Annotated in this window: 21 protein-coding genes; 10 read left to right on the forward strand and 11 right to left on the reverse strand. The window is 72.5% G+C overall.

Annotated features, from left to right (window positions below):
* Positions 1-15: 15 nt before the first annotated feature.
* Positions 16-360 carry a hypothetical protein gene (locus tag ACZ4IF_RS38420; protein WP_467571842.1) on the reverse strand — a complete coding sequence of 115 codons (345 nt, stop codon included), beginning with the start codon at positions 358-360 and terminating at the stop codon, positions 16-18.
* A gap of 529 nt (positions 361-889) precedes the next feature.
* Here ACZ4IF_RS38420 and ACZ4IF_RS38425 point away from each other — a divergent pair.
* Positions 890-1,699, forward strand: a complete 810-nt coding sequence (locus ACZ4IF_RS38425) for an SGNH/GDSL hydrolase family protein (protein WP_345648020.1) — start codon at positions 890-892, stop codon at positions 1,697-1,699.
* 3 nt (positions 1,700-1,702) lie between these two features.
* Here ACZ4IF_RS38425 and ACZ4IF_RS38430 read toward each other — a convergent pair whose 3' ends face one another.
* The 4 genes from ACZ4IF_RS38430 to ACZ4IF_RS38445 all read right to left on the reverse strand — a co-directional run bounded on the left by ACZ4IF_RS38430 (position 1,703) and on the right by ACZ4IF_RS38445 (position 8,564).
* Positions 1,703-3,352, reverse strand: a complete 1,650-nt coding sequence (locus ACZ4IF_RS38430) for a serine/threonine-protein kinase (protein ID WP_467571846.1) — start codon at positions 3,350-3,352, stop codon at positions 1,703-1,705.
* Positions 3,353-3,397: 45 nt separating this feature from the next.
* On the reverse strand, positions 3,398-5,275 hold the full coding sequence (locus ACZ4IF_RS38435) for a HoxN/HupN/NixA family nickel/cobalt transporter (protein ID WP_467571848.1): 1,878 nt from the start codon (positions 5,273-5,275) through the stop codon (positions 3,398-3,400).
* Positions 5,272-6,903: a tetratricopeptide repeat protein gene (locus ACZ4IF_RS38440; protein WP_467571851.1), complete on the reverse strand. Its 1,632-nt coding sequence runs from the start codon at positions 6,901-6,903 to the stop codon at positions 5,272-5,274. Before ACZ4IF_RS38440 ends, ACZ4IF_RS38435 begins: the two co-directional genes overlap by 4 nt.
* A gap of 122 nt (positions 6,904-7,025) precedes the next feature.
* Complete coding sequence (locus ACZ4IF_RS38445) at positions 7,026-8,564, reverse strand: DUF4331 domain-containing protein (protein WP_359492635.1); 1,539 nt, start codon at positions 8,562-8,564, stop codon at positions 7,026-7,028.
* 238 nt (positions 8,565-8,802) lie between these two features.
* Between ACZ4IF_RS38445 and ACZ4IF_RS38450 the strand changes: the two genes are divergently transcribed.
* The 3 genes from ACZ4IF_RS38450 to ACZ4IF_RS38460 all read left to right on the forward strand — a co-directional run bounded on the left by ACZ4IF_RS38450 (position 8,803) and on the right by ACZ4IF_RS38460 (position 10,539).
* Entirely contained in the window at positions 8,803-9,345 is a 543-nt protein-coding gene (locus tag ACZ4IF_RS38450; RefSeq protein ID WP_095933278.1) for a sigma-70 family RNA polymerase sigma factor, read from the forward strand.
* Positions 9,342-10,154 carry an anti-sigma factor gene (locus ACZ4IF_RS38455; protein WP_467571857.1) on the forward strand — a complete coding sequence of 271 codons (813 nt, stop codon included), beginning with the start codon at positions 9,342-9,344 and terminating at the stop codon, positions 10,152-10,154. Before ACZ4IF_RS38450 ends, ACZ4IF_RS38455 begins: the two co-directional genes overlap by 4 nt.
* A 115-nt stretch (positions 10,155-10,269) precedes the next feature.
* Positions 10,270-10,539 (forward strand): hypothetical protein, encoded by a 270-nt coding sequence (locus ACZ4IF_RS38460; RefSeq protein ID WP_028801703.1) that lies wholly within the window; start codon positions 10,270-10,272, stop codon positions 10,537-10,539.
* A gap of 158 nt (positions 10,540-10,697) precedes the next feature.
* On the opposite strand, the gene ACZ4IF_RS38465 is transcribed toward ACZ4IF_RS38460, so the two are convergent.
* The 3 genes from ACZ4IF_RS38465 to ACZ4IF_RS38475 all read right to left on the reverse strand — a co-directional run bounded on the left by ACZ4IF_RS38465 (position 10,698) and on the right by ACZ4IF_RS38475 (position 13,874).
* Positions 10,698-11,906, reverse strand: a complete 1,209-nt coding sequence (locus ACZ4IF_RS38465) for a CaiB/BaiF CoA transferase family protein (RefSeq protein ID WP_467571861.1) — start codon at positions 11,904-11,906, stop codon at positions 10,698-10,700.
* A gap of 220 nt (positions 11,907-12,126) precedes the next feature.
* A complete protein-coding gene (locus ACZ4IF_RS38470; RefSeq protein WP_467571864.1) occupies positions 12,127-12,909 on the reverse strand; it encodes an ABC transporter permease in 783 nt (260 codons plus the stop codon).
* Positions 12,906-13,874: an ATP-binding cassette domain-containing protein gene (locus ACZ4IF_RS38475; protein WP_467571867.1), complete on the reverse strand. Its 969-nt coding sequence runs from the start codon at positions 13,872-13,874 to the stop codon at positions 12,906-12,908. Before ACZ4IF_RS38475 ends, ACZ4IF_RS38470 begins: the two co-directional genes overlap by 4 nt.
* A 63-nt stretch (positions 13,875-13,937) precedes the next feature.
* Between ACZ4IF_RS38475 and ACZ4IF_RS38480 the strand changes: the two genes are divergently transcribed.
* Positions 13,938-14,657 (forward strand): TetR/AcrR family transcriptional regulator C-terminal domain-containing protein, encoded by a 720-nt coding sequence (locus ACZ4IF_RS38480; protein WP_467571870.1) that lies wholly within the window; start codon positions 13,938-13,940, stop codon positions 14,655-14,657.
* A 63-nt stretch (positions 14,658-14,720) separates the two neighbouring features.
* On the opposite strand, the gene ACZ4IF_RS38485 is transcribed toward ACZ4IF_RS38480, so the two are convergent.
* Genes ACZ4IF_RS38485 through hmgA form a run of 3 tightly spaced genes read right to left on the reverse strand, consistent with a single transcriptional unit; the run spans position 14,721 to position 18,120 of the window.
* Entirely contained in the window at positions 14,721-15,938 is a 1,218-nt protein-coding gene (locus ACZ4IF_RS38485; RefSeq protein WP_467571873.1) for a type ISP restriction/modification enzyme, read from the reverse strand.
* A 42-nt stretch (positions 15,939-15,980) separates the two neighbouring features.
* Positions 15,981-16,730: a GntR family transcriptional regulator gene (locus tag ACZ4IF_RS38490; RefSeq protein ID WP_095933271.1), complete on the reverse strand. Its 750-nt coding sequence runs from the start codon at positions 16,728-16,730 to the stop codon at positions 15,981-15,983.
* 49 nt (positions 16,731-16,779) lie between these two features.
* Positions 16,780-18,120, reverse strand: a complete 1,341-nt coding sequence (hmgA, locus tag ACZ4IF_RS38495) for a homogentisate 1,2-dioxygenase (protein WP_467571877.1) — start codon at positions 18,118-18,120, stop codon at positions 16,780-16,782.
* 201 nt (positions 18,121-18,321) lie between these two features.
* On the opposite strand from hmgA, the gene ACZ4IF_RS38500 reads away from it, so the two are divergent.
* From ACZ4IF_RS38500 to ACZ4IF_RS38520, 5 genes are all read left to right on the forward strand, one after another.
* Positions 18,322-19,185 carry a nuclear transport factor 2 family protein gene (locus tag ACZ4IF_RS38500; RefSeq protein WP_467571880.1) on the forward strand — a complete coding sequence of 288 codons (864 nt, stop codon included), beginning with the start codon at positions 18,322-18,324 and terminating at the stop codon, positions 19,183-19,185.
* Positions 19,182-19,799: a TetR/AcrR family transcriptional regulator gene (locus tag ACZ4IF_RS38505; protein WP_426680271.1), complete on the forward strand. Its 618-nt coding sequence runs from the start codon at positions 19,182-19,184 to the stop codon at positions 19,797-19,799. Before ACZ4IF_RS38500 ends, ACZ4IF_RS38505 begins: the two co-directional genes overlap by 4 nt.
* Positions 19,800-20,265: 466 nt before the next feature.
* Entirely contained in the window at positions 20,266-22,524 is a 2,259-nt protein-coding gene (locus ACZ4IF_RS38510; RefSeq protein ID WP_467571885.1) for a molybdopterin oxidoreductase family protein, read from the forward strand.
* Between the two features lie 121 nt (positions 22,525-22,645).
* Positions 22,646-24,049: a CitMHS family transporter gene (locus ACZ4IF_RS38515; protein ID WP_467571888.1), complete on the forward strand. Its 1,404-nt coding sequence runs from the start codon at positions 22,646-22,648 to the stop codon at positions 24,047-24,049.
* On the forward strand, positions 24,049-25,293 hold the full coding sequence (locus ACZ4IF_RS38520) for an MFS transporter (protein WP_467571891.1): 1,245 nt from the start codon (positions 24,049-24,051) through the stop codon (positions 25,291-25,293). The genes ACZ4IF_RS38515 and ACZ4IF_RS38520 overlap by 1 nt, the downstream gene beginning before the upstream one ends.
* Positions 25,294-25,371 lie beyond the last annotated feature (78 nt).

Consider the following 25,371-nt stretch of genomic DNA (forward strand, 5'->3'; position numbering starts at 1 on the left):
TATTTCGTGATCAATTCAGGTGGCTCCTCCGTTCGCCGTCCGACGGCGCAGTCGGCGCGCGAGGACCAGCAGCAGGATGAGGGAACTGAGCGCGGTCACCACCGCGATTCCGCCGCGGACCGACCAGCGGTGCACGGCCAGCATTCCCTGGGCCACCAGCATGTTGAGGGCAACCGCGCCGGCCAGGGAGGCCACCGCGCGCCCGAACGGTTCCAGTCCGCGCAGCGCGGCCGCGATGGCCGCGGACGGCGCCGCGAGCAGGAAGAACAGCGTGAACGGGCCGCGCAGCGGTGAGTCCACGTCGGCGAGTGCGAGGACCGCGCCGACGCCACCGATCACGGTGGCCGCGCCCGCGACCAACGGCAGCAGGTCCCTCCCCGGATGCTGCCGTGGCCCCTCTGTTTCACCTGATGAAGGTGACTTGATGCGTATGGTCTGCATTGGCGACTTTGCCCCCTGAAGCGCCGGATGCCGGGCTTCAATGTCGCGCAGCGGGCGGGGGGTCGTCAAGATGCGGAAGGCGCCCATGGCGGTTCTTGGGGTCCTTTGCGCATGCGTTGCCCGCGGCGCTGCCCTGCTGTGGGCAACGGCCTTGCTGATCAACGGAGTTGGCAAGCGGCATCGGTCCGCTCCCTCTCGTTCGGGACGATCTCCGGAAGCCCGGTCCGGGGGTCCGGGTCGTTCTCCTGCCGGTGACGGTCCTGCCCGTCCGGACGCGCCGATGTCATCTGACGCAGGGTCATGAACGCGTCGTCGGGGCGACGAACCGGCCGGTGGACAAGTTCGGGCAACAACGGTAAGAGCCGAAAATTCTTGGCATGGACACTTCCAGTCAACACGCGTAGCTGCTACCAAAGTTGTGGCAGAGATCCTGCTAAAGGGAGGTTCCATGAGACGTTCCCGAATTACGGCATACGTGACCTCGCTCCTCCTCGCCGCCGGTTTCGCCCTCACCGGGGCTGCGACGGCGCAGGCCTCCTCGACCGCAGCGGCCACCGGATACGTGGCACTCGGCGACAGCTACTCCTCCGGTGTCGGCGCGGGCAGTTACATCAGCTCCAGCGGCGACTGCAAGCGCAGCACGAAGGCCTACCCCTACCTCTGGGCAGCCGCCCACTCACCCTCGTCGTTCGACTTCACCGCTTGCTCCGGCGCCCGAACGGGTGATGTCACGGCGAACCAGCTGGGCCCGCTCAGCTCCTCCACGGGCCTGGTCACCATCAGCATCGGCGGCAACGACGCAGGCTTCTCCGACGTCATGACGACGTGTGTGCTCCAGTCGGAGAGCTCCTGCCTCTCGCGGATCGCCACCGCCAAGGCGTACGTCGACTCGACGCTCCCCGGCAATCTCGACACCGTCTACTCGGCGATCAGCGCGAAGGCCCCGGCCGCCCACGTGGTCGTCCTGGGCTATCCCCGTTTCTACAAGCTCAACGGCAGCTGCATCACGGGCCTTTCGGAGACCGAACGCGCCGCGATCAACGGCGCGGCCGACTACCTGGACAGCGCGATCGCCAAGCGTGCCGCCGACCACGGCTTCACCTTCGGCGACGTCAGGGGCACCTTCACCGGGCACGAGATCTGCTCCGGCTCCGCCTGGCTGCACAGCCTGAACTGGCTGAACATCGGCGAGTCGTACCACCCGACCGCGTCCGGTCATTCCGGCGGCTACCTGCCGGTCCTCACCTCGACGGCCTGACCCTCAGGGCGACACGGAGGCGGAGGCCCCGTCCGTCGGGGTCTCCGTCGCACAGGTGATGGTGAACGCGACCGAGTTCGACGTCGCCCGGACCGGCGCCCGGACCTCCACCCCGATCTCGTTCCGGATCGTCCCGCTCGTGTCGTACGTCGTCGCGACGACCGTCTTCTGCCGGGTCCTGCCGCCTCCCGCGGGGAACGACAGCGTCTTCCAGCCCGGGTCCGTCACCTCGCCCGACGTCGTCACCCAGCGGTACTCGACGTCCACCGGGACACGTCCCACCGTGAACGTCGCCGTGAACGAGGGCGCCCCGTCCCCGGGGGGCGGGCAGGAGCCCGCATAGTCGGTGTGCCGACCCGTGACCGTCACCTGCACGGACTGCGCGGGGGGAGTGGTCGTCGCGTGGCCGCCGCCGGGAGCGCTCGTCGAGGGACTCGGGCCGGTCGAGGCGGTGCTGTTGCTCTCGCTGTGCGTCGCACCCGTGCCGGAGTTCCCGCCGCCGTTGCCCGGAGCACCGCTGCTGTTGCCGCCACTTCCCTGGTCGCCGTCCCCGCCGCCCCGGTTCAGCAGCGCGTACGTCAGCCCGCCCAGGGCCAGCGCCAGCGCGACCAGGCCCGCGACCAGGACCACGGCCGCGCGGCGGTTGCGGTCCGGTTCGCGCGTCGCGGCGGTCGTGGGCGCGGTGCCCGACAGCGGTCCGCCCGGGCCCCGGGGGCCCGGCGGACCTTGGGGAGCGGGGCCGAACGTACCGAGCGTCGGCGCGTCGGAGCCCGTCGGCCCCGGAGGCGTGACGGGCAGGGTGTTCCGGCGGGTGGTCGGCGCCGCGCCGCCCGCCGCCACGACGCGCAGGTCGTGCTCGGCCTGGTCCGCGTTCATCCGTTCGGCCGGGTCCTTGGCCAGCAGGCCCTCGATGACGGGACCTAGGGAACCCGCCCGCCGCGGCGCCGGCAACGGCTCGTCGACGATCGCCCGCAGTGTGCTCAGCGGAGTGTTCTGCCGGAACGGCGAATTGCCCTCGACCGCCGCGTACAGCAGGACGCCGAGCGACCACAGGTCGGACTCCGGGCCCGGCGTGCGGCCCAGTGCCCGCTCCGGAGCGAGGAATTCGGGGGAGCCGATGACCTCACCGGTCATCGTCAGCGCCGAACTGCCCTCGACCGTCGCGATCCCGAAGTCCGTGAGGACGATCCGCCCGTCGTTCGCCATCAGGACGTTGCCCGGTTTGACGTCGCGGTGCAGGACCCCCGCCTCGTGCGCGGCGCGCAGTGCGGCGAGCACCTCGGCGCCGATGTGCGCGGCGCGTGCCGGGGCCAACGGGCCCTCCGCGTCCAGCAGATCGGAGAGGGCGAGGCCGCGGACCAGCTCCATGACGATCCACGGACGGCCGTCCTCGGTGGCCACGTCGTACACCGTCACCACATTGCGGTGCGAGACGCGTGCGGCGGCCCAGGCCTCCCGCTCCAGCCGGGCGTACATCCGCTCGACCTCGGCGTCCGGAAGCCCGGCCGGGGCGCGGACCTCCTTCACCGCCACCTCGCGCTGCAGCACCTCGTCGCGGGCGCGCCACACCGTGCCCATGCCGCCCTCGCCCAAGGGCGACAGCAGACGGTAGCGGCCCGCGATCACACGTTCACTGCCCGGGTCTTCGGACACGTGCGCCCCCTCTTCGCATCCGCGCGATTTCTCCACAAAAGTAGCTCAGCCGAGTACGGATGCGGCCCCCCTGAACACCAATCCAGCCCCAAGCGCTACGACGACGACCGCCGATCCCAGGGGCGCGGCCCTGCGCACCAGAGCCGCCGTGCGGCCCGCGGCCCAGCGCGGACGCCGGGCGAGGACCCGGCTCATCCCGCCGCCGAGCCTGACGACGGCGAACCCCGCCGCCGTCAGCGTCAGCGCGAGACCGGCGCCGTAGGCGAGGACCAGGAGGAACCCGAACCACGCCTTGCCCAGCGCGGCGGCACCGACCAGCACCACGACCGCGGACGGGCTGGGCACGAGGCCGCCGGCGAAGCCGAGCAGGATCGTGCCGCGCAGGGTCGGCGCGATCTCGTGCGTGTGGGTGAAGCCGCCGTGGGTGTGTTCGAGGGCGCGGGAGCGGGAGGTGCCGGGGGAGTGGGGTTGCCCGTGCACGTGGTCGTGCTTGTGGTCGCGACCGTGCCGGTGGTTGTGGGCGCCGTCGACGGTGTGTTCGCGTGTGTCGGACGCGTCCGAGGTGTCGGCCGTGCTCGGCGCGGTGGCGGTTGCGGTGACCGCGGCGGAGTGCGCGAGGACCAGGGGCCGTTGGCGGTGCCGGGTGCGCTCGGGGGCGCGGGTCCCACCGGCTGCGTGGCTGTGGTCGTGGTCGTGATGGTGGTCGTGATCGTGCCCGTGCGGTCGGTCGCCGTCCAGTCCGTGGTCCGGGGAGAGCTCGTGGTCGTGCCCGTGTTCATGGGGGTGCCCGTGCGCGTCCGCGTGCGTGTGCGTGTGGTCGTGCGTGTGCCCGTCGCGGTGGGCGTGGTCGTGGGGGTGACCATGCCCGTGGTCGTGGGTGGGGCCGTGCGAGCGGTTCCGCCAGGCGCGTCGTACGAGGGTGGCGCCCGCCGCCGTGACCAGGACCCCGCTCGCCACGCCCAGCCACGCGATCACGGTCGGCGCCGCGGCGGAACCGGCCGTGACCAGCAGGCCGAGCGCGACCACGCCCATCGTGTGGGTGACCGTCACCGAGGCGGCGAGCGGCAGGACGTCCTTGAGCCGGGCCCGGCCCCCGCGGGCCGCCGCCGTCGCGGCCATCAGCGTCTTGCCATGACCGGGCGCGAGGGCGTGCATCGCGCCCAGCGCGACGGAGATGACGAGGGCCAGCGCGGCGAAACCGACGGTGAGGTCGTGGCGGGCCACCAGGCCGTCCAGCGCCTCGGTCCACCGGTCGGCGCCGCGCGGCAGGACCGACGCGGCCGGCGCGTTCCGCCGTTCCTCGGTGAGCGCCGGCCCGCCGGGGCGGATCCGCAGGGTGGCGGTGGCGGTGTCCGCGGGCGAGGAGAGCAGCGCCTTCGGGTAGTCCGTCAGCTCCTTGGACACCGACTTGCTCGGCACGTCCGACGCGGCGAGCGTCATCCGGTCGCCGCGCGCGGTGATCTCGCGCCAGCCGGGCCCCCGGTCGCTCCCCGCGCTGCGGAAGCGCAGGGACACGGTGTCCGCCTCGGGCAGTGGCGCCGTCAGCCGGCACTGCACGCGCAGGGTGTCGAGCCCGGCCTGTCCGGGCCGTACCCGCGCGTGGCTCTCGCCGACCGCGAGGGGCACGTCGCGTCCGCCGACCGAGAGTTCGCTGCGGTGCGCGGCCGACGCGCACCGCTCGCGCGCCCAGCCGGTCATCCCCAGCTCGTCGATCCGCGGCCGGGCCTGCGTGGCCGGGATCTCCGCCAGGTCCTCGACGTGGTCGATCCGCAACTGCCCCTGGGCGGCCACGAGTCCGTCGTACCGGTTGACGGTGAAGTTCCCGAGCGGGTGGGCGCTCGCCCGGCCGGCCGGGACGACCGCGAGCGCGCAGGCCGCGGTGAAGGCGGCGGCGCAGGAGGCGAGCAGTCGGCGGGTCCTCACTTCGCGGCCTCCAGTGCCGTACGGGCCGCGCGGGCGCCGAGCGGGGAGAAGCCCGGGTTCAGGTCGAGGGCGGCCTTCAGCGACGCGCGCGCCTCCTTCTCGTGGCCGGTGGCGCGCTCGATCATGCCGCGGTGGTAGAGGAAGGACGCGTTGCGGTAGCCGGTGGCGGTGGCCTTGCGGGCGTAGGGCAGGGCCTGTGCGTCGCGTCCGTTGACGTGCAGCGCCCAGGCCATCGCGTCCGCGGTGTGCACGGTGTGACGGCGGGCCCATTCGGCGCGCGCCGCCTTCAGCGCGGCGGCGTGGTCCCCGTGGTCGGCGGCGGCGAGGGCCGTGTCGAGGTCGGCGTTGACGCCGTTGGCACGGGCCAGCGAGACCCAGGCCTGCACCAGGGTGTACTGGTCGTGGGCCTTCCGGGTGTCCCCCGCAGCGCCCCGAGCCTCGTACAACTCGCCCAGTTCCACAAGGGGTTGGGGGAGAGGGTAGCGCTCGACGACTTGTTCCATGCCGCGGATCGCCGCCGCTTCGTCGCCCTGGGCGGCCTGGGCGCGGGCGCGGCCTTCGAGAGCCGGGAGATAGCTGTCGTCGGCGCTCAGTGCTCGTGCGTAGTAGGTGAGGGCGGTGCCGTAGTCGCCCTGACTCCATGCGAGTTGGCCGAGCGCGGTGGCGACGTAGGAGACGTCGCCGCGGGTGGTCGCCGAGTCGAGCGCCTGGCGCAGGACCCGGCGGGCCGTCCTGATGTCGCCGCGCAGCTCGTGGACGTAGGCGTACCGGGTGAAGACGGGGACGCCCGGTCGCCGCTTGTCGGCCAGGTCGGCGGCCTGCGACGCGTCGTCGTAGCGCCCGAGCTCGACGAGGGCATCGATACGGGAGGAGAGGGCGCGCTCGCTGTAGGGGTTCTGCTTCAGGGCCTTGTCCGCGTACTTCAGGGCGCCGGTGAAGTCGTGCCGTGCCGCGGCGAGGGCCGCGCGGCCGGCGAGCGCGGGGTCGTTGTCGGGGCGCAGCCGCAGGGAACGGTCGAGCGCCTCCTGGGCCTGTGGATAGCGGGAGGGGTCGCCCTTGGTGCGGGCCTGCTCCACGTAGGCGAGCCCGAGCGTCGCCCAGCCGCCGTGGTCCTTCGGCTGAGCCTTGAGGTGGGTCTGGAGGGAGCTGATGCTCGTGTCGAGGTCGCCGCCGGCGAGCAGTTGCGGCGAGACGGCGCCGGGCACGGAGGCGACGGTGCGGGCGCCGCTGTCCCGGGCTGCCCCCAGCACGATCGCTCCCGCCGTCATGGCGACCGCCAACGCACCAGCACAGAAGGCGAGTTGGGCGGCGCGTCGACGTCGTCCGGAGGCGGACAGCCGGCGTACGGCGGCGACGCGCTCGTCGTCGTGCGCGGAGCCCTGCCCGCGCGCGCCGTTCGCGGTGCCCGCGACGGGCGCGCTTCCCGCGACGCCGTCGTCCTCGCCGCCCGCGGGGTTCCCGCCGTGCCCGGCGCCCGCGAGGCCTTCCCTGTCTGCGGCGGCCCGTGCTGACACGGCGTCCGTCTCGGGCACGGCGTCCGCCGCGGGCACGGCGTCCGCCGCGGGCACGGCGACCGACGGCTCGCCGCGTTCGCTCTCCGGCGCGCTCTCGTTCGTACGCGGGGACATGCCCTCTCCTCTGGGTCCGGTGCGAAACACCTGTGCGGGAACGGTCGTTGACGAGCTGATGACGGCGCGGCCCGCGCCGTGGGGGACGGTTGCGTGCGGGCCGCGCCAGTCGGTGGACCGGGTCAGTAGGCCCGGTTGTGCATCCGCCGGCGCCACCACAGGAATCCGGTGGTGATCAGCAGGAACCCGGCGGCGCCGGCTGCGGCGGAGGCCGCGATCAGCGTGGTGTCCGTGCCGCCGCCGGTCGCACCCGCGGGCTTCAGCGCGTCGCCCAGCTGGCTGCGCACGTCGGTCCCGCTGGTCGTGCCCTTGGCGAGCGCGCCGCGCGAGCCCGAGGTCGGCTCGGCCACGTACGGGAAGTACTTCTCGAACTTCTTGTCGTTCTTGTCGACCGCGTCACCCAAGTCGTTCTTGGAGCCCACCAGTTCACCCTCGACGACCTGGAGCGAGGCGTCGATCACGTCGTCGGAGAGCCGGCGGCCGTTCGGGAAGCCCGCGTTGTCGCCGTCGAGCACACCGAGCCGCTTGGGGTGCATGGTCGGCTTGATCGAGGTGTTGAGCCGCAGCTCCTCGGCCGGGCGGACGTTCGGCGGCTGGTTGAGGCCCTTCACGCCCTTCAGGAAGACGTCGACCAGGTCGTTGCGGGGCTCGGCGGGCGCCTTGATCTTGTAGATCGCCTCGATGAGCTTCGGCAGCTCGGGGTTGGTCACGTTCTTCAGGAACTGGCCGTCGTTCCAGGGCGCGGACGCGTTGAACTTGTCCTTGTCCTTCTGCGGGTTGACGACCTCGTTGACCAGAGGCATCCCGAGCCGGGAGACCTGGGTCCAGTCGCCGTGCGCGTCCTTGCGCTGGGTGGTGGACCAGATGCCGACGACCGGCTGGCCCGCCGACTCGCGGATCATGTCGTTCGGCACCTGGAGGGCTATGGAGTTGACGTTGTAGCCCTTCAGCGTGTCCCTGCCGACCTCGCTCAGGTTGCCGCCGTAGAGCAGGTCGAAGACGCGCAGGTCCAGGAAGAAGGGGTCGTCCGCCTGGCCCGCGAAGGTCGTCGAACCGCCCGCGAGCTTGTGCACGGCCTGGCCGCGGAGCTTGCCGTAGTCCGGCATCGAGGCCTTGCCGACGTTCGACGGCGCCACCGGGACGTCGTCGGCCACCTTGGTCCGCGACACCAGCTTCTGGTTGTGCAGCCGCAGCAGGTCGATGTCGTACGTCTGCGTGATGTTCAGGTCGGGGTCGTCGAGGCTGGTGACAGGACCCGTGTTGTAGAGGAAGGTGTTGCCGTTCTTGCGATGCGTCTTGAAGGTGTAGCGGTAGACCAACTCACCCTGCGCGTCACCGTTGTTGTCGATGTGGAGGTCGTACTGGGCGTCGTCGGCGAACGTGTAGAAGTTCGGTCCGCCGGCGGGTTCCTCGAAGGGGATCCAGTTCGCCACGATGGTGGTCGTGTCGGGCTTGTCCGGGCTCACGAACGCGTACACGTCCGTGTTGTCGTACTGGGGCTGCCCCGAGATCAGCGGAGCCTCCCGGTGACTGGAGGCGGATGCCGCCCCCGGTTCCAGCGCGGTCACGCCGGCGGCTGCGAGCCCCCCGGCGGCCAGCGCACCACAGATGAGGGTCGCAAGACTCCTGCGTCCCGCGCCACTCCTGGAGATAGGTGTCATGCCGTCCGTCCTCACGTCCCAATTGCCTGACGCACGCCATTCGGAGCGGTCGCCGGGGTGGATTGGTCGAATCCCAAACGTCTTTACGGCGGCTCGCGCGGCTCGTTTCACCCGGCGCGCGTTTCTTCGGCGCCGGACCCGCGTTTTCGGTCCGCTGATCCGTAACCCATCCAGAGACGCGCTCGCTGCGAACACGTAGGGGAAAGGACGGGCCGTGTGCGGCCGGAGAGGGGGACGGGTGGAGGCGGACGAACTTCTGGTGCTCGTGGCCGGAGGTGACCAGAAGGCATTCGAGGAGCTCTACGGACTGGTGTCCGGTCCGGTGTTCGGACTCGTGCGCCGCGTGGTCCGGGACCCCGCGCAGACGGAGGAGGTGGCTCAGGAGGTGCTGCTCGAACTCTGGCGTTCCGCGGCGCGGTTCGATCCGGGGCGTGGCAGTGCGCTGTCCTGGATCCTCACCCTCGCGCACCGCCGGGCCGTCGACCGGGTGCGCAGCGCCCGCGCGGCCACCGAGCGCGAGCAGCGGGAGGGGCGGCGCGCGCACCACCCGGCCTTCGACCAGGTCGCCGAGGAGGTCGAGGCAGGACTGGAGCGCGAGTGGGTGCGCCGCTGTCTTGACCGTCTGACCTCGCTGCAGCGCCAGTCGGTGACCCTCGCCTACTACGACGGCTACACGTACCGTGAAGTCGCCGAACGGCTCTCGCTGCCGCTGGGCACCGTCAAGACCCGCATGCGGGACGGTCTGGCGCGGCTGCGGGAGTGCCTGGGAGGTGCGGCATGAGCTTCCTCGACCGGCTGATGCGCCGCGATCTGCACTCGCTGGCAGCTCCGTACGCCCTCGACGCCCTCGAACCCGAGGAGCGGCGCCGTTTCGAACGCCACCTGCGGGGCTGCGTGCGCTGCTCCGCCGAGGTGCGCGCGCTGACCGAGGACGCCGTACGGCTGGCGTGGTCGACGGCGGCACCGGCGCCGGCCGCGCTGCGCGAACGGGTGCTGGCCGCGGTGCGCACCACACCCCAGGAACCCGCCTCGCAGCCGTCCCGCGCCCGCCCGGCGCAGCCACCCTCGCGTGCCCGCGACGATCGGCAGCCCGAGCGCGCGCGTGCACCGCGCCTGCGGCCCCTGATGGCGCCGCTGGCTACCGCCACGGCCGCGGCGGCACTCGTCGTCGCCTCCCTCTTCGCCGTGCAGGCCACACAGACCCGGGACGAACTCGACCGGGAACGTGCGCAGGCACGTGAGATCGCCCACGTTCTGGCGGCGCCCGACGCGCGTGCGACCAGTGAACGCGACGCGCGGGGGCGAGGAATCGGAGTGGTCGCCTCCGCGTCCGAGCGGCGCGCCGTCGTGACAGTGAGCGGACTGGGCACTCCCTCGGGAGGGCGCGTGCATCAGCTGTGGCTCATGCGCCCGGGCGAGAATCCGCTTTCCCTCGGCCTCTTCGACGGCGACACGCCCTTGGTCGCCGACGATCTCAGTACCCGCGCGACGTCACTCGCTGTGACGGTCGAGCCTCACGGAGGGTCAGCGCAGCCCACTACGCAGCCGGTTGTCCAACTCGCCCTGGAATCGGTTGGATTCGGAGAGTAATCGTCAACACCCTTACGGGGAAGGTGAATCCTGCGCCCGCGATACACGAGTGCCATGAGGGGGCGATAGGGTTAGCCTGCCCGGGCCGGGTGGACTCGTACGGGTGGGGAGTGACATGGAACAGATAACAGTGCGCAGCAGGGCCCGTGTCCCTGCGATCACCTGCGGGAGCAGCGCGACCAGTTCGCGTCTCGACCGCCATCTCGCGGTGCTGGGCGGTCCTGCCGTCCCGCAGCGTGAGACGGCCGAGGCGACGTCGCTGATGCGTGAGCTCACCGCGCGTGACACCGCGCACGACAGCAACGGCAGGGTCGCGCGTGTGCGGCGGGTCTCGCTCTTCGCACCGCTGAGGCGGCTGCGCCGTTCGCTGTTCGGCGGCCACTGACGGCCGTCGCACCGGCGTTCCCCGACCCGTGCTCCGGCGGCCCCACCGCCCCGGCGCAGTGCTGCCCTTCCACGTCCGTCATCCCCACGGCAGGCAGCCGCGCCCGGTGGGTCACCACACCGGGGCGCGGGTCACCACCCCTGAGCGAGTCACCCGACTCAGCGGGCCACCCCCTCCCGCAGCAGCTCCACGACCTCCGCGTCCGCCATCCCCAGCGCCCGCAGCACCGGCCCGGTGTGCTCGCCGAGCCGGGGTACGGACCCCATCCGCGCCTCCTCCCCACCCGGCAGCGTGATCGGCGGCAGCAGCGCGCGCAACGGCCCCACCGGTGACCCCACTTCGCGCCACCGGTCCCTGGCGGCCAGCTGCGGGTGCTCCGCCACCTCCCGCAGGTCCCTGAGCCGCGCGCACGCGATACCCGCGCTCTCCAGCCGGGCCACCGCCTCGTCCGTGTCCAGCATCCCCAGCGCCTTCGCCACCAGAGCGTCCGTACGCTCCCGGTTGGCGACGCGCGCCGCGTTCGTCGCGTACGCCGGGTCGTCCGCCAGTTCCGGCTGCCCCAGCACATGGTGGGCCAGACGTCGCCACTCCCGGTCGTTCTGCACCGACAGCAGCACCCGTCCGCCGTCCGCCGTCGGATAGGCGTCGTACGGCGCGATGACGGCGTGTGCCAGACCCGTGCGCGCCGGGGGTGTTCCTCCGTGCATCGCGTGATGCAGCGGATGTCCCATCCACTCCGTCAGGGCGTCCAGCATCGACACCTCCACCGGGCCGCCACGACCGGTCGTGCCGCGCCGCACCAGTGCCGCGAGCACCCCCGAGAACGCGTACATGGCCGCCGCGATGTCCGCCGCGGGGATCCCCGCCTTCACCGGCTGCTCGGGCGTGCCCGTCACCGACACGAGCCCCGCCTCGCACTGCACGAGCATGTCGTACGCGCGCTTTCCGGCGTACGGTCCGGACGCCCCGTATCCCGAGATGTCCACGGCGATCAGCCGAGGGTGCCGGGCGCACAGGGTGGCCGCGTCCAGGCCCAGCCGCGCCGCCGCCCCCTGCGCGAGGTTCTGCACGAACACGTCCGCGTCCGCGACGAGCCGGTGCACGACGTCGAGCCCGCGCGGGTCCTTCAGATCGAGGGCGACGGACTCCTTGCCCCGGTTGCACCACACGAAGTGCGAGGCGAGCCCCGCCGCCGCCGTGTCGTAGCCACGGGCGAAGTCCCCGCCGTCGACACGTTCGACCTTGATGACCCGCGCGCCGAGATCGGCCAGCTGACGGGTCGCGAAGGGCGCGGCGACGGCCTGCTCGACGGCGACGACGGTGATGCCCTCCAGGGGCAGCGGCTGGGGCTTCGGGTGTGGCTGCATGCCGTGGATCATGGCCTGCACTTCACGCCTTTGTCATGCATGGATGTTGACGAGGCAACTTTCCGGGGCCCCGGGTGACCGAGGGGCTGCGTGCCTCAGTGGCTGGTTCATCCAAGGGCGGTGCGCTCCCGGACGGCTGCGAACCGCCCGCGCATGAGCATCCGGGGCCCGGCCGGCACTACGCGGCACGGGGACCAGATGCGGGCGTTCGGCGCGCCGGTCACCGTCCGCCCGTCGCGTACCGGCGGACGGCGGCCGGCAGGAACACGGCGACGACGACCGCGCACCAGGCCAGCGAACCGGCGACCGGATGCGTCACCGGCCAGGCGCCGTCGGCCGGGGCCGGGGCATTGCCGAACAGGTCCCGCAGTGCGGTGGTCACCGCGCTGATGGGATTCCACTCGGCGAGCGTGCGCAGCCAGCCGGGCAGGTTGTCCGTGGGGATGTAGGCGTTCGACAGCAGGGGCAGGACGAAGGTGGCCCCGCCCAGCTGGCCCGCCGCCTCCTCGCTCCGCGAGAGGAGGCCCAGCAGGATGCCGATCCATGTGGTCGCGAACCGGAAGAGCAACAACAGCCCGACCGCGCAGGCCGCTTCGAGGGCCGACCCCTCGATCCGCCAGCCCACGGCGAGCCCCACCAGCATCAGCGGAACCGTGCCGGCGGCGGTGACGACCACGTCCGCGGCCGCCTGTCCGAGCGGCACGGCGGCCCGGCTCATCGGCAGGGTGCGGAAGCGGTCCATGACGCCGCGGTGCGAGTCCTGCGCGGCCTGGAACATGCCCGTCATGATCCCGTTGGCCGCGGTCGCCACCATCAGTCCCGGCACCAGGAAGGCGCGGTACTGCTGGCCGGGCGTGGCGAGCGCGCTGCCGAAGACATAGCCGAAGAAGAGCAGCATCGTGATCGGCATGGTCTGGGTGAGGATCAGCAGACCCGGGTTGTGCCGGATGCGCCGCAGCTGCCGGCCGAGCATCGCGCCGCCGTCGTACGCCAAGGTGCTCATGTCGCGGGCTCCTTCACGTGGGCCGGGGTGCCGGTCCGCTCCCCGGTCAGCCGGAGGAAGACGTCGTCGAGGGTCGGTGGGCGCAGGCTCGCGTCGAGCAACGGGACCCCCGCGGCGTCGAGTTCGCGCACCAGGCGCGGCAGGGTCAGCGTCGGGTCGGTGGTGACGGCGCCCACCGAGCCCCGCTCACGGTCGAACGACGGCTCACTGCCGGTGAGCCGGTCCAGCACCCCGGCCGCCCCGGTCAGCGCGTCCCCGTGGGCCACGACCACCTCGGCGTACGAGCCGATCAGCGACTTGAGCCCGGCGGGCGAGCCGGTGTGGGCGACCCGACCCCGGTCGACGAGCGCGATGTCGTCGGCCAGCCGGTCGGCCTCCTCCAGGTACTGCGTGGTCAGCAGCACGGTCGTGCCGTCGTCCTTCAGGGCGCGCACGGCCTCCCAGATCTGGTTCCGGCTCGCGGGGTCGAGCCCGGTGGTGGGCTCGTCCAGGAACAGCACCTCGGGGCGGCGGACCAGGCTCGCGGCCAGGTCGAGCCGGCGCCGCATGCCGCCCGAGTAGGTGGAGGCCGGTCGGTCGGCGGCCTCGGTCAGCCCGAAGCGTGCGAGGAGTTCGGCGGCGCGCGCGCCGGAGTCCCGCATCCGGTGCAGCCGCGCGAACAGCCGCAGGTTCTCCCGTCCGGTCAGGTCGCCGTCGACCGACGCGTACTGCCCGGTGACCCCGATGGCGCGGCGGACGGCGCCGGCCTCCCGCACGAGGTCGTGGCCCGCGACACGCGCGGAACCCGCGTCGGGCCGCAGCAGCGTGGTGAGCACGCGTACGGCCGTGGTCTTGCCCGCGCCGTTCGGCCCGAGCACTCCGCAGACCGTGCCCCGCGCCACGGCCAGGTCCAGCCCCCGCAGCGCCCGAACCTCTCCGAACCGTTTCTCCAGACCCTCACTAAGTACAGCGTACGTAGTAGCCATGAGGGCACCATAGCGCACTACGTACGGTGTACGTAACTAGGATGGTCGCGAGGTGATCGACCAATGGCAGGGCGCAACGCCGTACCCGAAGTGATCTGGGCCCGTCCGGAGCGTGCGGGCCGCGGCCCGCGGCCGGCCCGCAGCCGCGCGGACATCGCGGCGGCGGCCGTGCGGATCGCGGACGCGGAGGGACTCGACGCGGTCTCGATGCGGCACGTGGCGGCCGAACTGGGCTGCGGCACGATGTCGCTCTACAACTATGTGCCGCGCAAGGAGGACCTGTACGAGCTGATGGTCGACGCCATCAGCGGCGAGCACGAGATCCGGGAACCCTCCGGCGACTGGCGCGCCGACATGACGACGGTCGCGCACCAGACCCGCGCCCTCATGCACCGCCATCCCTGGATGCCGCGCCTGATGTCCCCGGTCTACGGCTTCAGCCCCAACGCCCTGCGCTACCTGGAGCACTGTCTGGCCTGCCTCGACCCGCTCGACGTGCCCTACGGCACCAAGATGGAGCTGATCGCGATGCTCAACGGCGTCGTGACGACGTACGTGGGCAACGAACTCGCCACCGCCGAACGCGCCCGCACCCTGCCGTGGTCCGAGGAGCAGGAGAACGCGATGCGGATCTCCTACCTCATCGGGCAGGTGTCGACCGGCGCCTACCCGCGGATGGCCGCGGCCGTCATGCAGGACGCCGGCCCGATCGACCTGGAGGCGGTCTTCGAACGGGCGTTGAGCCGGGTGCTCGACGCCTTCGACCCCGCGCGGGCCGGGTGACCCCCGCGAGGGCCGCGCACCCGGTGCGCCGGCTCAGCACGGCGCCCGAGGAAACCTGGTGCGCTAGATCAGGGCGAACTGGCCTTCCGGGCCCTCTTCGTGGTGGTCGAGGACGGAGGCGGGCCCGCGGGCCGCGTCCGGCACCGGAAGGACGCCCGCCGTGCGCAGCCCGTCCGCGGTGACGGGCGCCCCGACGGTCAGCTCCCGCTGCTGCGGACGGAGTTCGGCCAGGAGGGTGAGCACCGTGACGAGTTCCAGCAGTTCGGACGTCCAGGCCTGCGGCCAGCCGGCGGGCCGCACCGCTTCCAGGGTGCCCGGCTCCGCCACCGCGGTCCTGGCCGCGAACCACTGCTCCAGCACGCGGACTCCTCCCGTCTCGAAGTCCCAGGCCTGCGGGGGCACCGGAGAGATCCGGCCCTCGTCCAGCAGCAGGGCCTCCTCGTCACGGTCGTAACGCAGACCGACGGGGCGGGCGGGCAGCGGGGCGCGCACATAGGGGCGACGGCCGCCGGGAAGCTTGGGGCGCTCCCCGTCGCGGCGCATCAGCCACAGCATCCGGCGGCCCAACTCGACGCCGTACGCCCACTCCTGGGGGTCCGCGGTGAGCGGGACCACCGGCCCGTCCGGACCGGACCGCGCGACGGCCACCGTCCAGGCGAGGAAGTCCAGGGGATCGGGGGAGTGGCCCAGCCGGGTGCCGAGATGGTCCAGCAGACCGGGCGCCAGGTTCGGTTCCAGGCCGCCGGGCCTGCGGTACAGCGGGCGGACGCGACCGGAGCGGGGCGCCGGCGTCCGGCCCGGGACCGCCTTCGCGGGCGGCGCGACGACCGGCGGCACCGACGAGACGAGCAGCACGGGCCCGGACGGCTCGGCCCCGGCCGGCTGCTCGACCGCGAACACCTGCCGTGCGTCGGCCACCCGCCACAACTCGGGCCGGGCGGCGTCGATCAGCCGGTGGTCCGGGATCAGCCACTGCTCGTCGAAGGGGCCGTGCACCACGCGCACCGGTTCCGGGCACGGACCCGACTCGCGGGCCAGCCGGCCCGTCCCGGTCGACTGTCCCGGCAGCTGGCCGACGGCCGACTGCGTCGTGCGCGAGCGCGTCGGCCCGAACAGCGCCTCGCGGTCCGGGCCTTCCGCCTTCAGCAGGGCGTCCCACCGTGCCTTCAGGGACGCCGCGTCGGGGGCCGTCGGCCACCCCCGGCCCAGCCTCGGCGGTGCGACGGACCACGGCATGAGGTCCGCGAGCAGCGGGGCGTCGTCGTGCGTCACGCCCGGCATCGTACGACGCGGCCGCCGGCCACCGCCTTCGTGCGGCATGCGTCAGTGGGCGTCGAGGGTGACGGTGAAGGAGAACCGGTCACCGCGGTAGTGGATGCGGGCCACGTCCAGGGCGCGGCCGTCCTCGCCGTGCACGATGCCCGTGTAGTGCAGGATGGGGCTCAGCAGCGGCACCTGGAGCAGCCGCGCCGTCTCCGGGTCCGCGAGCCGCGCCTCCACCGTGTCGGTGATCCGGCTGATGCGCACCCCCACCACGTCCCGGAGCACCTTGGTCATGGGCCAGCGCACCAGATCCTCCGGGTCGATCAGCGCGGCCAGCTCGGGACGCACGTAGTTGCGCGCGTGGTTCGTCGGCTCGCCCGTCTTCTCGTCGCTGCGCAGCCGGTGGTACGTGCCCACCTCGGCCAGATCGGGGAAGTACTCGGCGAGTTCGGCGGACACCGGCACCGACCCGTGGTCGAGCAGCCGCGTCGTCATCCCCGACTGCTGCGCCACGATCGCGTCCACCGAGCCGAGCAGACGTACGGGTGCGCCCCGCTGAGCGCTCGGCTCGATGAACGTGCCCCGCCGGCGATGGCGGGTGATGAGCCCCTCGTCCTCCAGCTCCTTGAGCGCCTGCCGCATGGTCAGCACGCTCACCCCGTAGTGGCCCGCCAGCTGCTCCTCGGTGGGCAGGCGCAGCGGGTCCTGGGGCGAGCGGCCGAGTATCGACGCGCGCAGGGACTGCGACACCTGATACCAGAGCGGCAGCTTGCGGTTCAGGACGATCGAGTCCGGGGCGAAGGAGGTCACGAGGGTATCCGTACCGGTCGCGGGCGTCGAATGCAACGGGTGGTGAATCTCAGTCCGTCGGACGGAAGTGCCGCTGGAGGCCCTGCCACACGTCGTCGTAGGCCTGTTGCAGGTGCTCCGCCCGCGCCGCCTGCGCCGTCGCGGTGACCGGCCAGCGGGTCTCGAACATGAACGCCAGCCCGTCGTCGATCTTGTGCGGACGCAGCTCCGCGGCGCTCGCCCGGTCGAAGGTCTCCCGGTCGGGACCGTGCGCCGACATCATGTTGTGCAGCGAACCACCACCCGGCACGAAGCCCTCCGCCTTCGCGTCGTACGCGCCCTCGATGAGCCCCATGTACTCGCTCATCACGTTCCGGTGGAAATACGGCGGCCGGAAGGTGTCCTCGCCCACCAGCCAGCGCGGCGCGAAGACGACGAAGTCGACCCCGGCCAGGCCCGGGGTGTCCGAGGGGGAGGTCAGCACGGTGAAGATCGACGGGTCCGGGTGGTCGTAGCTGATGGTGCCGATCACATTGAAACGGCGCAGGTCGTAGACGTACGGCAGATGGTTGCCGTGCCAGGCGACCACGTCCAGCGGCGAGTGGTCGTACGTCGCGGTCCACAGGTTGCCGCAGAACTTGTTCACCACCTCGACCGGGCCCTCGACGTCCTCGTAGGCGGCGACCGGCGCGAAGAAGTCGCGTGCGTTGGCCAGGCCGTTGGCGCCGATGGGGCCCAGGTCGGGCAGCTGGAAAGGAGCCCCGTAGTTCTCGCACACATAGCCGCGGGCCGCCGGGCTCGCCCCGCCGTCGGGCGCGGTGTCCAGCAGTTCCACCCGGAAACGCACGCCGCGGGGGATCAGCGCGACATGGCCCGGCTCCGCGTGCAGCAGCCCGAACTCGGTGTGCAGCAGCAGCCCGCCGCGCTCCGGCACGATCAGCAGCTCGCCGTCGGCGTCGCTGAACACCCGCTCCATCGAGGAGTTGGCGTGGTACAGGTGCACCGCCATGCCGGTGCGCTGTGTCACGTCGCCGTTGCCGCCGAGCGTCCACAGCCCCGCGAGGAAGTCGGTGCCTTCGGCGGGTTCCGGCAGCGGGTTCCAGCGCAGACGGTTCGGGTCGGGCACCGTCTCCGTGAAGGGGGCCGTGCGCAGCGCTCCGTTGTCCGTGCGGGTGAACGCCGGGTGCGCGGCCGACGGCCGGATCCGGTACAGCCAGGAGCGCCGGTTGTGCGCCCTGGGCTCGGTGAACGCCGTACCGCTCAACTGCTCCGCGTACAGCCCGAGCGGCGCCCGCTGCGGCGAGTTGCGGCCGTGCGGCAGGGCTCCGGGCACCGCCTCCGAGCTGTGTTCGTTGCCGAAACCGGAGAGGTAGGTCAGCCCCTCGGCCCTTTTCCTGGCGTCCCCGCTCATGATCGCTCCCTCGTGCCTGATTCCTATGCATCACCGTAGGATTCGTGGATTCCGCGCGCAAGAGGTCCGCTCCGGCCAACCTCCGTCGGCCGGCCCCGGTCCGATCGGCGCGACGACGTAGTCCTCAGGGGTCGCTGTACGGTGCAAGAACCCGACTCCAGGGGGATCCGGCTGTCGGACCGGTGTTCTACGCTCCCAGGCATGTCGAGGACGCGCGGACTGCTTGCCGTGCTCGCGGTCTGCGCCCTGCTGGGCGGGCCGTCGGGCTGCGGCTCCGGCGACGCGCACGAGCGGGAGGACGGACCGTCGGTCTCGCCCGTGGGCAAGGTGCTGGACGAGACGGACGAAGAGGGCCGGAACTACCGCGAGGTGGACAAGGAGGGGGCGCCGTATGTCGCGATCGAGGTCCAGCCGGACTCCGACGACAGCTGGGACGTGACCCTGAAGGTCCGCAACTTCCGCTTCTCGCCCGCCGGTACGCGCCCCGTCCCGGCGGCCGGGCGCGGCATCGCCCACCTCTCTGTCGACGGCAGGACCATCGCCCGGCTCCGCAGCGCCGAGTACCACCTCGCCGGGCGGCTCGTCCCGCGCGGCACCCATCACGTCACCGCGCGCCTGTACGCCGACGACGGCACCGTGTGGGCCGTCCGCGGAAAGCCCGTCGAGAGCACCGCCGACATCACGGCGTCGGAAGCCGGGGCGCCGGGCGCCGAGGGGGCCACGCCGACCGGGGGGTCCACGGGCACGGCCGCCGACGGGTCGCTGTCCGCGCCCGCGTCCGCATCGGCGACCGGATCCACGGCCGTGGCCGGATCCGCACCCGGCGATGTGTCCACGCCCGCTGCCGGGTCCGCACGCGCCGACGGGGCCGTAGTCGCCGACAGGTCCCCGTACGCCTACGGGTCCACCTGGGCAGGCGGGGTCCCGCGCGGCGCACGCCTCACGTCCGCCCCATGGGTCTCGCGCGCCGTCATACCCGGCTCCGCCGAGAAGATGAGTGCCCACCGCATCGAGGGCCGTACTGATACGGGAGGTTCACCGGATCCCGGCGGAAAGGCATCATGAAGCCCGTGCCCCATGCGACCTCGCTGCGCAGAGCGCCCGTACAGCGGCGCAGCGCCGAACGACTGACCAGAATCCTCGACGCCTGCGCCGACCTCCTCGACGAGGTCGGCTACGACGGCCTGAGCACCCGGGCCGTGGCCCAGCGGGCCGGCGTGCCCATCGGCTCCGTCTACCGCTTCTTCGGCAACAAGCGCGCCATGGCCGACGCGCTCGCCCAGCGCAATCTGGAGCGCTACACCGAGCGCGTCACGGCGCGCCTGGCGGCGGCCGAGGGCGACGGCTGGCGCACGGCCATGGACGCCGTGCTCGACGAGTACCTGGCCATGAAGCGCACCGCACCAGGCTTCTCCCTCGTCGACTTCGGCAACCAGATCCCCGTCGGCTCCCGCTACTCCGAGCCCAACACCCGTGTCGCCGACCGCCTCACCGACCTGCTCTCCGGCTACCTCGGACGCACCCCGGACGACGATCTGCGCCGCACCTTCCTGATCGCGGTCGAGACGGCCGACACCCTGGTGCACCTCGCCTTCCGGGTCCTTCCGGACGGGGACGAGCGGATCATCGAGGAGACCCGGGAGCTGCTGCGCGCCTACCTGGCCAGGGTCCTCGACTGAACCGTACGAGCGAGGGCGGGCGCCCGGTCGCGCTCGGGGTGGCGCGCGCGGGCGTCGGCCGTGCGCGGATCCGGCACGGCGCGCGGACGTCGCCCGGGCGGGCATGCGGGGAGCCGGAAGGTGTGCGGGCTGTCCGGCACCTTGGCGCCGGCCCTGCGCCGGGCGGGCATGGGTGTACGTGCGGGGGCGTGCGAGGTGCGTGCCGCCGGCCGCGCGGCCGGTGTCGCGCCCACGGGCGTACGACGTCCACGCGGGGCGGCGTACGACGTCCACGCGGGGCGGCGTACGGCCGGCGTGCGGGGTCCGTGGCCGTGGCGAACGGCCGGCGTGCGGGGTCCGTGGCCGTGGCGAACGGCCGGGGAATTTCCGACCGGGTCCCCGACAGCCCTCCCCTCCATGCATACCGGTCGGTATGCTCAGGCCCCAGTTCGTGTGCCACCGCCGCCACAGCCCTCCGGGAGGACCCGTGTCCCGCACCTCCGGCACCACTTCCGACACCCGCACCGCCCTGCGGATCTGCCCCCTGTGCGAGGCCACCTGCGGGCTGACCCTCACCGTCGAGGGGGGCCGCGTCACCGGTGCCCGCGGTGACCGCGACGACGTGTTCAGCAAGGGGTTCATCTGCCCCAAGGGCGCCTCCTTCGGCGCGGTCGACGGCGACCCGGACCGGCTGCGCACGCCCCTCGTCCGCACGGACGGCGAGCTGCGCGAGGCCACCTGGGAGGAGGCCTTCGACGCCGTGGCCGCGGGACTGCGCCCCGTCGCCGAGCGGTACGGCGCGAACGCGGTCGGCATCGTCCTCGGCAACCCCAACGTGCACACCATGGCCGGCGCCCTCTACCCGCCCGTGCTGCTCGCCGGCCTGCGCACCCGCAGCCTGTTCACCGCCTCCACGGTCGACCAGATGCCCAAGCACGTCTCCAGCGGGCTCCTGTTCGGCGACGCCAACGCGATCCCCGTGCCCGACCTGGACCACACCGATCACCTGCTCCTCATAGGGGCCAACCCGCTCGAATCCAACGGGAGCCTGTGCACCGCCCCCGACTTCCCGGGCAAACTCAAGGCGCTCAAGGCCCGCGGCGGCACGCTCACGGTGATCGACCCGCGCCGCACCCGTACCGCACGGCTCGCCGACCGGCACATCGCGATCCGGCCCGGCACCGACGCGCTGCTGCTCGCGGCGATGGCGCAGGTCCTCTACGAGGAGGACCTCGTCGACCTGGGGGACCTCGCGCCGCACGTCCAGGACGTCGCCGAACTGCGCGCCGAGCTGGCCGGCTTCACCCCTGAGGCGGTCGCCGGCGCCTGCGACGTGGACGCGGACACCATCCGGACCCTGGCCCGCGAACTCGCCGCCGCCCCGACCGCCGCCGTGTACGCGCGCATCGGCAGCTGCACCGTCCCGCACGGCACGCTCGCCAGCTGGCTGGTGGACGTCCTCAACATCCTCACCGGAAACCTCGACCGCCCCGGCGGCGCCCTCTTCCCACAGGCCGCCACCGACAGGTCGCCCCGGCCCGCGGGACCCGGCCACGGGTTCGCGCTCGGCCGCTGGCACTCGCGCGTGCGCCGGCACCCCGAGGCGAAGGGCGAGCTGCCGCTGTCCGCACTCGCCGAGGAGATCGACACCGCCACCGCCGAGGGCGAGCCGGTCCGCGCGCTCGTCGTCGTGGCCGCCAACCCCGTGCTCTCCGCGCCCGACGGCGCGCGGCTCGACAAGGCCCTGGACTCGCTCGACTTCATGGTCAGCGTCGACCCGTATCTGAACGAGACCTCGCGCCACGCCCATGTCGTCCTGCCTCCGCCGCCGCCCTCCCAGAGCCCGCACCACGACTTCGCGTTCAACACCCTCGCCGTACGCAACCAGGTCCGTTACACCCGCCCCGCCGTCCCCCTGGAGCCCGGCCGGATGGCCGAGTCGGAGATCCTGGCCCGGCTGATCCTGGCCGCCACCGGCATGCACGGCGCGGATCCGTCCGCCGTCGACACGATGGTGATCGACCAGACCCTCGGCAAAGCGGTCCGCGAGGAGCACTCGCCCGCGCACGGCCGGGACCCGCGCGAACTCGCCGCACAACTCACCGGGGACACCGGCCCCGAGAGGCGGCTCGACATGATGCTGCGCCTCGGCCCCTACGGCGACGGCTTCGGCGTACGGCCCGACGGGCTGACCCTTCAGAAGCTGCTCGCGCACCCGCACGGCATCGACCTCGGCCCGCTGGCACCGCGCCTGCCGCAGCCGCTGAAGACCAGGAGCGGCAAGGTCGAACTGCTGCCGCAGCCCCTCGCGGACGATCTGCCGCGCCTGCGGGAGGCGCTTGCGCAGCGCCCCGACGGGCTCGTCCTGATCGGCCGCCGCCATCTGCGCTCCAACAACAGCTGGATGCACAACGTGCCGGCCCTGACCGGCGGAACCAACCGCTGCACCCTGCACATCCACCCCGAGGACGCGGAACGCCTCGGCGTGCGCGACGGAGCGGACGTGCGGGTGAAGGGCGCCGGGGGAGAGGTGGTCGCCCCGGCCGAGGTCACCGACGGCGTCCGGCCGGGCGTGGTGAGCCTGCCGCACGGCTGGGGCCACGACCGCCCCGGCACCCGCATGCGCCATGCCTCCGCCGCCCCCGGAGTCAACGTCAACCAGCTCCTCGACGGCAGTCTGCTCGACCCGCTGTCGGGCAACGCGGTCCTCAACGGGGTACCGGTCGAACTCACCGCAACGTTGTGACCTGGAGTTTTGCGCTTATTGCTCGCGTGTCAACGTCTTGTTAACGCCGTTTGACGGGACCTAACGTCGTCGCACCGCCTGCCCGGTGGGATGTTCAAGGGCGAACGTTAGGTATCCACACATGCTGACCATCCTCGGCTTCACCATGATCGCGACCTTCCTGGTCCTGATCATGCTGAAGAAGATGTCGCCGATCGCGGCGCTCGTGCTGATCCCGGCACTCTTCTGTGTCTTCGTCGGCAAGGGCGCCGACCTCGGTGACTACGTCATCGACGGCGTCACCGATCTCGCCCCGACGGCGGCGATGCTGATGTTCGCGATCGTCTACTTCGGTGTGATGATCGACGTCGGCCTCTTCGACCCGATCGTCCGGGGGATCCTCAAGTTCTGCAAGGCCGATCCGCTGCGCATCGTCGTCGGCACCGCGGTCCTCGCCGCGATCGTGTCGCTGGACGGCGACGGCTCGACCACCTTCATGATCACGGTCTCGGCGATGTACCCGCTGTACAAGCGGCTGAAGATGAGTCGCGTCGTGATGACCGGCGTCGCCGCCATGGCCAACGGCGTGATGAACACGCTGCCCTGGGGCGGCCCGACCGCCCGCGCCGCCACCGCGCTCAAGGTCGACGCGTCCGACATCTTCGTGCCGATGATCCCCGCGCTCGCCGTCGGCCTGCTCGGCGTCCTGGCCCTCGCCTACGTCCTCGGCCGCCGCGAGCGCAAGCGGCTCGGCGTACTCACCCTCGACGAGGTGCTGGAGCCGCAGGAGGCCGAGACGGTGCTCGTCGCCGCGGGCGGCGGTGACGCCGGCCGGCCCGCGCGTACCGGTGGGGCCGGTACCGGAACCGACGCGGACGCCGACCCGTCCGGCGAGGACGACGCGTTCAAGGGACTCGACCCCGAACGCGCCACCCTGCGCCCCAGGCTCTACTGGTTCAACGCGCTCCTCACGGTCACCCTGCTCACCGCCATGATCATGGAGTGGCTGCCGATCCCGGTGCTCTTCCTGCTCGGCGCCGCGCTCGCGCTCACCGTCAACTTCCCCCACATGCCCGATCAGAAGGCCCGCCTCGGCGCCCACGCCGAGAACGTCCTCAACGTCTCCGGCATGGTCTTCGCCGCCGCCGTGTTCACCGGCGTCCTCCAGGGCACCGGCATGGTCGACCACATGGCCGGCTGGCTCGTCGACAACATCCCCGACGGCATGGGCCCGCACATGGCCTTCGTCACCGGCGTCCTGAGCATCCCGCTCACGTACTTCATGTCCAACGACGGCTTCTACTTCGGCATCCTCCCGGTCCTCGCCGAGGCCGGCCACGCGCACGGCGTCTCCTCCCTGGAGATCGCCCGCGCCTCGATCGTCGGCCAGCCGCTGCACATGTCGAGCCCGCTGGTGCCCGCCGTGTACGTCCTGGTCGGCATGGCCAAGGTCGAGTTCGGCGACCACACGCGGTTCGTGGTGAAGTGGGCGGCGCTCATCTCGCTGGTGGTGCTCGGCGCCGGAATCCTCTTCGGCATCATCTGATGCCCGACGCCTCACCTCGCGAGCGGCCCGGCAGGGGCTGGCTGCTGCGCCTCGTCATCGCCTTCGGCTTCGCGCAGGGGGCGGTGTCGATGGCCCGGCCCGCCGTCTCCTACCGGGCCCTCGCGCTGGGCGCGGACGAGCGCGCGATCGGCGTGATCGCCGGTGTGTACGCGCTGCTGCCCCTCTTCGCCGCGGTGCCGCTCGGCCGTCGTACGGACCACGGCCGGTGCGCGCCGCTGCTGCCGCTGGGCGTCGCCCTCATATCCGGCGGCTGCGCGCTGAGCGGTGTCGCCGGCACCCTGTGGTCGATGGCGGTCTGGAGCGGGGTGATGGGACTCGGTCACCTCTGCTTCGTGATCGGCGCACAGTCACTCGTCGCCCGCCAGTCCGCCGCGCACGAACAGGACCGCAACTTCGGGCACTTCACCATCGGGGCCTCGCTCGGCCAGCTCGTCGGGCCCGTCGCGGCGGGTGTCCTGATCGGCGGCCCCGACATGGCGGGCACCAGTGCGCTCGCGCTGCTCGTCGCGGGCGCGCTCGCGGCCGTCGCGCTCACCTCGCTGTGGCGCCTCGAGCACCGTACGGCGGTCAAGTCGCCCGGCACGGAGGGCGATCGGGTCCCGGTGGGGCGCATCCTGCGGAGCAGGGGCGTACCCGCGGGCATCTTCGTCAGCCTCGCCGTGCTGTCCGCCACCGACATCCTCACGGCGTATCTCCCCGTGGTCGGCGAGCACCGGGGGATCGCGCCGTCCGTGGTGGGGCTGCTGCTGAGCCTGCGCGCGGCGGCCACCATCGCCTGCCGTTTGGTGCTGACCCCTCTTCTGCGGGTGCTGGGACGCGCGCTGCTCCTCACGGTGACCTGTCTGCTGGCGGCCGTCCTGTGCGCCGGCATCGCGCTGCCGCTGCCGGTGTGGGCGCTGGCCGTGGTGCTCGTCGTCCTGGGCTTCTGTCTGGGGGTCGGTCAGCCGCTGTCCATGACGACGGTGGTGCAGGCCGCCCCCGACGGCGCCCGCTCCACGGCGCTCGCGCTGCGGCTGACGGGCAATCGGCTGGGGCAGGTGGCGGCGCCCGCCGCGGCGGGGCTGGTGGCCGGAGTCGCGGGCGTGGCCGCACCGTTCGTGATGCTCGGCGGGCTGTTGCTGCTGTCCTCGGGGATCGCCCTGCGTTCGCCGGCGAAGCCCGGCCGGGTGCGTGCCGGGGGAGCGCGGACGGGGGTGCCGTTGCGCCGCAAGAGCGATATCTGACGGGGTGCAGGGCGGTGTTGCCGCTCTTCTCCGGACAGATGTGAAAGAGAGTCAGATGAACGCCTGATTTGTATGACA

Source organism: Streptomyces sp. NPDC025784, assembly GCF_055558435.1.

Coding starts and splice junctions, on each gene's coding strand:
- ACZ4IF_RS38520 (WP_467571891.1), top strand. CDS start 24,049: ATGCCCGACGCCTCACCTCGCGAGCGGCCCGGCAGGGGCTGGCTGCTG.
- ACZ4IF_RS38440 (WP_467571851.1), bottom strand. CDS start 6,903: ATGTCCCCGCGTACGAACGAGAGCGCGCCGGAGAGCGAACGCGGCGAG.
- ACZ4IF_RS38485 (WP_467571873.1), bottom strand. CDS start 15,938: ATGCCGGGCGTGACGCACGACGACGCCCCGCTGCTCGCGGACCTCATG.
- ACZ4IF_RS38500 (WP_467571880.1), top strand. CDS start 18,322: ATGTCGAGGACGCGCGGACTGCTTGCCGTGCTCGCGGTCTGCGCCCTG.
- ACZ4IF_RS38455 (WP_467571857.1), top strand. CDS start 9,342: ATGAGCTTCCTCGACCGGCTGATGCGCCGCGATCTGCACTCGCTGGCA.
- ACZ4IF_RS38445 (WP_359492635.1), bottom strand. CDS start 8,564: ATGACACCTATCTCCAGGAGTGGCGCGGGACGCAGGAGTCTTGCGACC.
- ACZ4IF_RS38425 (WP_345648020.1), top strand. CDS start 890: ATGAGACGTTCCCGAATTACGGCATACGTGACCTCGCTCCTCCTCGCC.
- hmgA (WP_467571877.1), bottom strand. CDS start 18,120: ATGAGCGGGGACGCCAGGAAAAGGGCCGAGGGGCTGACCTACCTCTCC.
- ACZ4IF_RS38505 (WP_426680271.1), top strand. CDS start 19,182: ATGAAGCCCGTGCCCCATGCGACCTCGCTGCGCAGAGCGCCCGTACAG.
- ACZ4IF_RS38470 (WP_467571864.1), bottom strand. CDS start 12,909: ATGAGCACCTTGGCGTACGACGGCGGCGCGATGCTCGGCCGGCAGCTG.
- ACZ4IF_RS38475 (WP_467571867.1), bottom strand. CDS start 13,874: ATGGCTACTACGTACGCTGTACTTAGTGAGGGTCTGGAGAAACGGTTC.
- ACZ4IF_RS38480 (WP_467571870.1), top strand. CDS start 13,938: ATGGCAGGGCGCAACGCCGTACCCGAAGTGATCTGGGCCCGTCCGGAG.
- ACZ4IF_RS38515 (WP_467571888.1), top strand. CDS start 22,646: ATGCTGACCATCCTCGGCTTCACCATGATCGCGACCTTCCTGGTCCTG.
- ACZ4IF_RS38465 (WP_467571861.1), bottom strand. CDS start 11,906: ATGCAGCCACACCCGAAGCCCCAGCCGCTGCCCCTGGAGGGCATCACC.
- ACZ4IF_RS38460 (WP_028801703.1), top strand. CDS start 10,270: ATGGAACAGATAACAGTGCGCAGCAGGGCCCGTGTCCCTGCGATCACC.